We start from the raw sequence: 8,586 nt of genomic DNA on the forward strand, positions 1-8,586 counted from the left end.
ATCGCGACGAAATCGCGCTCCACGGTCGTCTCTATCACGGCTTTTTCGTCTTTTAAAAACTCTATCAAATTTAAAATTTTAGCGTCCTCTCTAGCCTCGATACCTAGCGCGCCCTGCCCCATCGCAGGCACCATCTGATCTAGCTCAAACGGCACGATATGCACGACTTCGGAGCGTAAATTTAATCGGTTCACGCCCGCCATCGCTAGGATAATAGCGTCAAATTCGCCCTCTTTGAGCTTGCGCAGGCGGGTTTGGACATTACCTCGCAGCGAGATTATCTCGAGATCAGGCCGCATCGCTAAAAGCTGCATTTTGCGGCGCAGGCTCGTCGTACCCACGCGCGCGCCCAGGGGCAGATCCTCAAATTTAGCGTATTTTTCGCTTAGCATCGCGTCTCTTACGTCCTCGCGCGAGCAGATCGCGGCCAGCACCAGCCCCTCTGGAAAAACGACAGGCACGTCTTTTAGGCTATGCACGGCGATGTGCGTTTCGCCGCTTAACATGCTATCTTCTAGCTCTTTTGTAAAAAGCCCCTTGCCGCCGATCTTTGCTAGCGGGGTGTCTAGGATCACGTCGCCTTTGGTTTTCATACCCGTTAGCTCGACTGCAAGCTCCGGGTAGCGCGATAAAATTTTATCCCTGATATGCTCGCTTTGCCACATAGCCAGCACGCTTTTTCTCGTTGCGATTTTTAGTTTTTCCATATTTGCCTCTTTTCTTCTACGACTTCGACGTCGATGATCTCGCCGTCATCGCGCGGTTTGCTCTGCCCGCTTTCAAATTTTTCGTAATAATATTCGCTCCCGCTCTTGCGTTCGCCGCCGTTTTTTAAATTTGCAAAAAACGCGACCGCTACGATCGCCGCGCCCAAAACGTCGGTGATAAGCCCCGGGATAAACATAAAAAAGCCCCCGATCGCCATACCTACGCTACTAAAGACGTCCGCGGGCTTAAAAAACGCGATGTTGCTAGTGAGCTGAAAAAATCCGACGCGAAATATAAAAAATAGTCCCAAAACGGCCGATGCGATGACCTCTAGGACTAAATTAAAAATCCGTACGCGTGGATAAAAAAATACGCCGCAACGATCTCCAAAACGACGTAGGGCGTAAAAAAATGCTTTATCATAGGCTCTTTAGGCACGCTAAAATTTCGCTCGCTTCGACGGCTTCTTTAGTTAGCCCGTCGCGCGTGACGAGCTCGACCGTGCCTTCAGCTAGCCCCTTGCCCACGATCACGGCATAAGGAAATCCCATCAGCTCAAAATCGTTCATTTTTACGCCGAAACGCTCGTTTCTATCGTCAAGTAGCACCGAAACGCCCGCCGCGCGCAAGCTCTCGTAAAGCTCCTGCGCAAATTTGACGCCCTCTTCGTCTTTTAAATTTGAGATGATGATTTCAAATTTAAACGGAGCTAGGGTTTCGTTCCAGATTATGCCTTTTTCGTCGTGGCTAGCCTCGACGGCGACGGCGACCAGACGGCTAACGCCGATACCGTAGCAACCCATGATAAACGGTTTTGCTTTGCCGTTTTCGTCCAAAAACGTCGCACCCATCGGCTCAGAGTACTTGGTGCCTAGCTTAAATATATGCCCGACCTCGATGCCTTTACTAACGCTTAAATTTCCGCCGCAGCAAGGGCACTTATCGCCCGCTTTGACCGCGGTTAGGTCTTTGAAACGATCAGCGTTAAAGCTGCTAACGCTAACGCCGACGAAGTGATAATCCCGCTCGTTTGCGCCGCAGATCATCTGCGACTCGCCTTCAAGCTCTTTGTCGATGTAAAACTCCACGCCCTTTAGCCCGACCGGCCCGCAAAATCCGCCCACAAGCCCGGCTGCTGCGATCTCGGCTTCGGTAGCGTCCGCTAGCTCAAGCGCTCCGCATGCGTTTTGGGCTTTGACCTCTTGTAGCTCATCCTCGCCGCGCACGAAAAATACCACGATTTTCTCGCTCTTTTCGCCTTTATCGCCGATAAAAATCGCCTTTTTTATCACCGCTTTTATGCAGTAAAACTCATCAACTCTAAAAAACTCCGCCACGTCTTTGATGGTTTTGGCATTCGGGGTTAAAAATTTAGCCGCGTCAGCCTCGGGCCGCTCAGCCTGCGTCGTTCGTTTTGCGCGGGTTGCGGCCTCTATGTTTGCGGCGTAGTCGCAGTTTTCGCAGACGATGATATCATCCTCGCCGCTATTTGCCAGCACCATAAACTCTTTGCTTCCGCTGCCGCCTATCGCGCCGCTATCGGCTCTAACCGCGCGGAAATTTAACCCGAGGCGAGTGAAAATTTTGCTATAAGTTTTTTCCATCAGGTCAAATTCGCGGTCCAGATCCTCGGCGTTTGCGTGGAAGCTATATCCGTCCTTCATCAAAAACTCGCGCCCTCTAAGTAGCCCAAATCTCGGCCTTGCCTCGTCTCTAAATTTGGTATTTATCTGATACAAATTTAGCGGCAGTTGCTTATAGGACGTTACCTTGCCTCGAACGAGCGCGACCACGCTCTCTTCGTTTGTCGGGCTTAAAACAAAGTCGTTTTCTTTACGGTCCTTAAAGCGCAAAAGCTCCTTGCCGTAGACGTCAAAACGCCCGCTCTCGCGCCAAAGATCGGCGGAGGTGACGAAGCTCATCGAGATCTCCTGCGCGCCCGCCTCGTCAAGCTCCTCTTTGACGATATTTTTTATATTTTCAAGCACTCGTTTGCCAAGCGGCAAAAAGTTGTAAAGTCCGCTACCTACCTGCTCGGCGTAGCCCGCTCGGAGCAAAAATTTATGACTTGCCAGACTCGCGTCTTTTGGCGCTTCTTTTGCCGTCGGCGCGTAAAGTTTGCTAAATTTCATTCGTTCTCCCATTCAAATTCATTATTTTCTTCTTGCGGCGTTTGCTCCGCGACGTTAAAGATTTCCCCGACGGCTCTTAGCTGCGCTTCGCTTCCCGCAGCGCCCGCGAGGCTTTTTAAATTTATCGTCGGCGCGTGCAAAAACGCCTTAAAAACCTGATGTATGAGGCGATACGCCTCCTCTTTGTCGCTATGTTTTAGATAGCCCTTTTTTAGGGCTTTTGCTAGCTCTCTCTGGGCGCACTCTTTAGCCTGCTCTCTTATGCCTTTTATTAGCGGCGTGACGGCTAGTTCGCGCAGCATTTGGAAAAACGCCGCCGTATTTCGCCCGACGATGCCGTACGCGATCTGCGCCTGTTCCTCGCGCAGGGCGAGATTTTTATTTACGATCTCTTGCAGGTCGTCCACGGCGTAAATTTTGATATTTTCGCTCTCCGTGATCGCGATATCGCGCGGCACGGCTATATCAAAAAAGTAGCGCTTAAACTCCTTTGGCTCTACCATCGCGTCGATCAAAACCGGATGCGGCGCGGCGGTCGCGGAAAATATGATTTGATATTTATTTATGTACTGCGCTACGTTTGAAAGCGAGTCGTATTCGTTATTATCCCCCAGCGTCAGGGCCAAATTTTTAGCGCGCTCTTTGTTTCGGCTGATGATTATCGTCCTCGCGCCGCTTGCGATTAGATGCTTTGCGGCTAGCTCGGCCATCTCGCCCGCACCCACTATCACGGCAACCATGCCGTTTAATGTGCCAAAAATTTCCTTTGCCTTCGCCACCGCGACGCTTGAGACCGAGATCGGGTTTTTGGAGATTTCGGTTTTGTTTCGCACCTCCGCCGCGCACTTAAAGGCAAACTCCATCGCCCGTCCGAGCTTTGCGCCGCATTTGCCGTTAGCGCGGGCAAATTTATACGCTTCTTTGAGCTGCCCCGCGATCTGCGTTTCGCCGATAACAAGGCTATCTAGCGAGCTAGCTACGGCAAAGAGATGGTGTACGGCGCCGTTATCCTCGTAGATGTCGGCTCTGCTTTGCAGCTCCTCAAAAGGGATGCCGCAGATGAGCGACATGCAGGCGATGATGTGCTTGCTAGCGCCTTCGACCGTCTTTACGCTAGCGATGATCTCGACGCGGTTGCAGGTACTCAGCACCATGCACTCGTTGATGTTTTGGCTGGAGCTAATGAGGCGTAAAATTTCGTTTTTGCGCTCGATGTTAGAAAAAGAGAGCTTTTCGCGCACGGATATATCGGTGTTTTTGTGCGTAAAGCTCACGCTTGCGTAATGCATTAAAATTCCCTATCTATCATTGATTTTACGATACTTTCTAGGCCGTCTACGTTAAATTTTTCTACCGATTTTATCGCCTGCTCGCCTAAATTTTTCGCCGCTTCTATGCTTTTTTTTATCGCGCCCGTTTCGTTCATCTTCGCCCTCACCCAGCCTCGCTCGGCCTCGCTCAGATCTTTTTTAAACAGGATTTTCAGCTTCTCTTTGTCCGCTTCGCTTAAGCTTTCGTAAAGATAAATGTAAGGCAGCGTCGTTTTACCCTCTTTAAAGTCGCTAAAATTCGGTTTTCCAAGCGTCGCGGCGTCTTGCGTGACGTCTAGGATGTCGTCGATTATCTGAAAAGCTAGGCCTAAGTTTTTGCCGTAAATTTTAAAATTACGCGCATCAAGTCCTGCCAGCATCGCTCCGACCGCGGCGGTAGCCTCGATCAAAACGGCGGTTTTATAGTAGATCATCGTTTCGTACGCGGATTTATCTTCGTTAAATTTAGCCGAGAGATCCACGTCCATCATCTCGCCCACGCTTAGCTTGCTAACCGCGCCCGATATCTCGCCCGCGATCTCGTGCGGAAATTTCGACAGCTCGTAAAAGCCCTTCGAGTAGAGGATATCGCCCAGCATCACGGCGTTTTTAGTGCCGAAGCTTGCGTTTATACTAGGGCTTCCGCGCCTAGTGTCCGCATCATCTATCACGTCGTCGTGAAGTAAACTAGCTAGGTGAATAAGCTCTATAATCGCGCAAATTTTAAGACTCTGCTCGCTTTCGCCCGCTATTTTTAAAAGTAGCTTAGAGCGCAGCTTTTTGCCCGAATTTATCCGAGCAAACATCGCATTTGCAGGCTCGTAACCAAGCTCTGCGATAAAATTTTTCATTATCAGATCGATTTTTTCCATTTATGCTCACTTAAATTTTGCTTTTATCTGGCGTTTTGCGCGCTATTTTGAGCGCCGCTCTGCTTTCTTGGCGGATCCAAAAACTCCACGTCCACGCGCTGTTCGTCGTCGTTTATCAGCACGCGAAATTTCGCTACGCCTTGCTTAAAATCCTCAAAAACGAGATAAAGCGCGACGCGGTCGCTAGGCGGATACTTGAGGTCAGGTATCAAAGTCTGCTTATAGGTCTCAAGGCCGCGCCTTAGCGACATAACAAGCTGGCGAGGATAGTTTCGGTAGCGCGAATGCACGATGATGTTCGTGTTATCAAAAAGCGTCCAACGAAAATCAAAGCTCTCGCGCTCGTCCGTGCCTTTTTTGGTCACGAAAACCCGCGCCCACTCGTCTTTTTTGAGCTCAAAAAGGTGCTCTTCCTCGAAATTTACCGCACCGAAAGCCAGCGATAAAAACAACGAAAATATAACGGCTATTTTACTCATTTTGACTTAAAATATCCCCACTAAGCCCGATATAAATGTCGTTTAGACGCTCATTTATCAGGGTTTGATTTTGAGAAATAAACGAATTTTGCGCCGTTTCGTCAAAGCCGTTTTTTTCACAAAATTCGCTCATTGCGATAAATTTTTCAAAGGTTTTTTCAAGCTCGTTTTCGACTAAGTTTTTGTTCGCGTTAAATAAAATTTCAAAGAATTTTTCTCTCGGACTTTGAGAAAATATATCATAATCCATAAATTTTAAAACCTTTCGCAAATCTTAAAATACATATTATTTTTTGTAAAATCTTATTTAAAATCATACACACTATAATACGCTAAATTTTTATAACTTCTCGATATATAGGGCTGCTTCAGCCACCGTAAAGACATTGTCGCAGCTCGGACTTTTGCTACCAAACCCCCAACAAACGTTTAGATATTTCATATCGGCATTACGTGCGGCAAGCTCATCTTTTTTACTATCTCCGACAAATATCGCTTTATCGAATTCGCCTGATTTTAATATCAAATTTAGCATCGCCGGATCTGGTTTTTGAGGTACGTTTTCGTCCGCTCCGACGATGAGATCAAAAAATTTAAATATCCCGCTTCTTTGTAAAATTTCATCCAAAGTATATCGCGGCGCATTGCTAGCTAGAGCGACGAAATGCCCCGCCTCTTTTAGCCCAGCTAGCAGCTCCCGGGCGCCCTCATATGCAGTAGCGTATTCGCGGTAGTTTTTCTTAAATTTAGCTTCAAAGTTATCCCGCAGTTTCATATCAGGCTTATCGATACCGTAAAAGTCAAGCCCCAAATTTCGCCCCGGCTCGTTTATGGCCTTTACGATAAACTCTGCGGCTAGATCGCCACGGAGCCCCAGCTCGCGCCGCACCTCGTTTACCGTCTCGCAGATCGCTTTTGCGCTATCTATGAGCGTGCCGTCCATGTCAAATATCACGCATTTCACTCTTCGTCCTTATAATTTTTTTTGTGTTTTTCTTTTTTGTAGGTTTTTTGGTTTTTTAGCTTTTCTAGCGCGTTGGCGCAGGCTATTAGCTCGGCTCTCTCGCCGCCTTTTACGACTAAATTTACGAAATTTTCAAGAGATTTCGAGTAGGCGTTATCTAAAAAAACCGGCTCGATCTTGCGTAAAATTTCAGCATTTTTGCCCACCCTAGCGCGAAATTCGTCCTCGTTAAAATCCTCTCTTTTTAGCGCGCTAATCGCGGCTTTGGCGAATTTTTCCAGGCCGCGCAGGTATTTTACGCGCTTAAATTTGTCGTTTTGTTCAGCCATTTTTTCCTTTCAAAAGCCCAATTATACCAATTTAAACTTTTAGCGGTTATAATGCGCGCAAATTTTACAAGGAGAAAAAATGCAAAAAGAGACGATCGCCACGCACTACGGCTACGACACCAAGGCAGGTCCTGGCGCCATGGCGGTGCCGATTTACCAGACTACGGCTTATGATTTCGGCAGCGCCGAGATGGCCGCGGCGAGATTTCAGCTAGAAGCTCCGGGCCACATCTACACGAGGCTCGGCAACCCGACGACGGACGTGCTAGAGAGCCGTATAGCCGCGCTCGAGGAGGGCTCGGCCTCTATCGTGACGGCCAGCGGTCAGGCGGCGATTTTCTACTCGATCGCAAATTTAGCCGCAGTCGGCGACAACATCGTCGTAGCAAAGAAAATTTACGGCGGCACGATGGTTCTTTTCATGCATACGCTTAAGCGTTTTGGTATCGAGGCGCGGGTGTTTGACAGCGACAGCGCGGACGATCTTGAAAATTTGATAGACGACAAAACGCGCGCGATATTTTTCGAGACGCTATCAAATCCGCAAATCGCAATCCCGAATTTTAAAAAAATCGTCGAGATCGCGGATAAGCACGGCGTCGTAACGATCGCAGATAACACCGTGCCTACGCCGATCATTTTCCAGCCGCTAAATCACGGCGTAGACGTCGTCGTGCATAGCGCTAGCAAATATATCTGCGGCCAGGGCCTAAGCCTAGCGGGCGCAGTCGTAGCTAGTAAAAATTTAAACGCCAAACTAGTGGGCAACGCCAGATACGCGCACTTTAACGAGCCTGACGAGAGCTATCACGGGCTAGTTTACGCGCAGATGGCGGATAAATTCGACATCTATACGCTACGCATGAGAGTGGCTTTGGTGCGCGATATAGGCGCTACGATCTCGCCTTTTAACTCTTGGCAGCTCATACAGGGGCTTGAGACGTTAAGCGTTCGTATCGAGAGGCACTCGCAAAATGCACGCAAGATCGCCGAGTTTTTAAACTCGCATAAAAACGTCAAGCGCGTGACCTACCCTGCGCTAAAAAGCGATCCCGAGCACGAAAAGGCGCAAAAATACTTTAAAGACGGTATGGCTAGCGGGCTAATGTGCTTTGAAACCGATAGCTATGAGCGCGCCGTAAAGATGCTCGGCAAGGTAAAGCTCTTTAAAATCGTCGTAAATATCGGCGACTCAAAATCGCTCATCACGCACCCGGCCTCCACTACGCACCAGCAGCTCTCAAGCGAAGAGCTAATAAAGGCAGGCATAACAAAAGAACTAATCAGAATAAGCGTCGGCCTAGAAAACGCGGACGACCTCATCGCCGATCTCGCGCAGGCTTTGGAGTAAAATTAAACAGAGCAGATGAAAATCTGCTCTAAATTTGATCTGGTCGATTCGGTGCTACGAGCTTGTGCCTCACGGTTGCGCTTTAGCAAAACCGCAAAATTTCAAAAACTTTATGCGCAGACGAAAAATATTTTTTTGAATTAGACGGCTAACTTTTTAGATCAAAATGCAAAATTTTAGCTCGCTTTGTAAAATCTACAAATTTCATTATGAGGCGAGTGGTAAATTTGAGCCGCCCAGAAAGCATCTTGCGAGCGTCCGTAAAAAATCCCCTCTCCTCTATCAAATTTACGCCGGCTTTTAGCGCAAATTTGCGACCGTCCTCGACGCAAAAACGCATAATCACTTCGTCGTTTCCGACGCTTTTTACATATTTGTTGGCGTATTTTAGCCCTGCTTCGTTTGTGGCGTCAAATATGAGTTCGGCATTTTTAAAGGCGT

At 48.3% G+C, this 8,586-nt stretch carries 10 protein-coding genes and 1 pseudogene; 1 reads left to right on the top strand and 10 read right to left on the bottom strand.

All coding sequences use genetic code 11. From position 1 onward, the window contains the following. The 9 genes from hemC to Q0338_RS05485 all read right to left on the bottom strand — a co-directional run. Nucleotides 1-707, bottom strand: a 707-nt coding sequence (gene hemC / locus Q0338_RS05445) for a hydroxymethylbilane synthase (RefSeq protein WP_298085873.1), incomplete at its 3' end; no start/stop codon positions are given. Further along, entirely contained in the window at nucleotides 695-1,018 is a 324-nt protein-coding gene (locus Q0338_RS05450; protein ID WP_298085874.1) for an FxsA family protein, read from the bottom strand. The genes hemC and Q0338_RS05450, both read right to left, overlap by 13 nt. A gap of 109 nt (nucleotides 1,019-1,127) precedes the next feature. After that, entirely contained in the window at nucleotides 1,128-2,840 is a 1,713-nt protein-coding gene (locus Q0338_RS05455) for a proline--tRNA ligase (RefSeq protein WP_298085875.1), read from the bottom strand. Further along, nucleotides 2,837-4,129, bottom strand: a complete 1,293-nt coding sequence (hemA, locus tag Q0338_RS05460) for a glutamyl-tRNA reductase (RefSeq protein WP_298085876.1) — start codon at nucleotides 4,127-4,129, stop codon at nucleotides 2,837-2,839. The genes Q0338_RS05455 and hemA overlap by 4 nt, the downstream gene beginning before the upstream one ends. After that, nucleotides 4,129-5,022 (bottom strand): polyprenyl synthetase family protein, encoded by an 894-nt coding sequence (locus Q0338_RS05465; RefSeq protein WP_298085877.1) that lies wholly within the window; start codon nucleotides 5,020-5,022, stop codon nucleotides 4,129-4,131. Before Q0338_RS05465 ends, hemA begins: the two co-directional genes overlap by 1 nt. 23 nt (nucleotides 5,023-5,045) lie before the next feature. After that, nucleotides 5,046-5,501: a hypothetical protein gene (locus Q0338_RS05470; protein WP_297938542.1), complete on the bottom strand. Its 456-nt coding sequence runs from the start codon at nucleotides 5,499-5,501 to the stop codon at nucleotides 5,046-5,048. After that, nucleotides 5,494-5,751, bottom strand: coding sequence for a DUF2018 family protein (locus tag Q0338_RS05475; RefSeq protein WP_004321218.1), 258 nt, complete (start codon nucleotides 5,749-5,751; stop codon nucleotides 5,494-5,496). Before Q0338_RS05475 ends, Q0338_RS05470 begins: the two co-directional genes overlap by 8 nt. A 90-nt stretch (nucleotides 5,752-5,841) precedes the next feature. Continuing rightward, nucleotides 5,842-6,465 carry an HAD family hydrolase gene (locus tag Q0338_RS05480; RefSeq protein WP_298085878.1) on the bottom strand — a complete coding sequence of 208 codons (624 nt, stop codon included), beginning with the start codon at nucleotides 6,463-6,465 and terminating at the stop codon, nucleotides 5,842-5,844. After that, entirely contained in the window at nucleotides 6,462-6,794 is a 333-nt protein-coding gene (locus tag Q0338_RS05485) for a hypothetical protein (protein ID WP_298085879.1), read from the bottom strand. Before Q0338_RS05485 ends, Q0338_RS05480 begins: the two co-directional genes overlap by 4 nt. A 79-nt stretch (nucleotides 6,795-6,873) precedes the next feature. On the opposite strand from Q0338_RS05485, the gene Q0338_RS05490 reads away from it, so the two are divergent. Further along, nucleotides 6,874-8,145 carry an aminotransferase class I/II-fold pyridoxal phosphate-dependent enzyme gene (locus Q0338_RS05490; RefSeq protein WP_298085880.1) on the top strand — a complete coding sequence of 424 codons (1,272 nt, stop codon included), beginning with the start codon at nucleotides 6,874-6,876 and terminating at the stop codon, nucleotides 8,143-8,145. Between the two features lie 148 nt (nucleotides 8,146-8,293). Here Q0338_RS05490 and Q0338_RS05495 read toward each other — a convergent pair. Continuing rightward, nucleotides 8,294-8,586 (bottom strand): annotated as a pseudogene (locus Q0338_RS05495) (class I SAM-dependent methyltransferase); the annotation flags it as partial.

It is taken from the genome of uncultured Campylobacter sp. (assembly GCF_938018145.1).
In the GTDB taxonomy this organism is placed as follows: Bacteria; Campylobacterota; Campylobacteria; order Campylobacterales; family Campylobacteraceae; genus Campylobacter_A.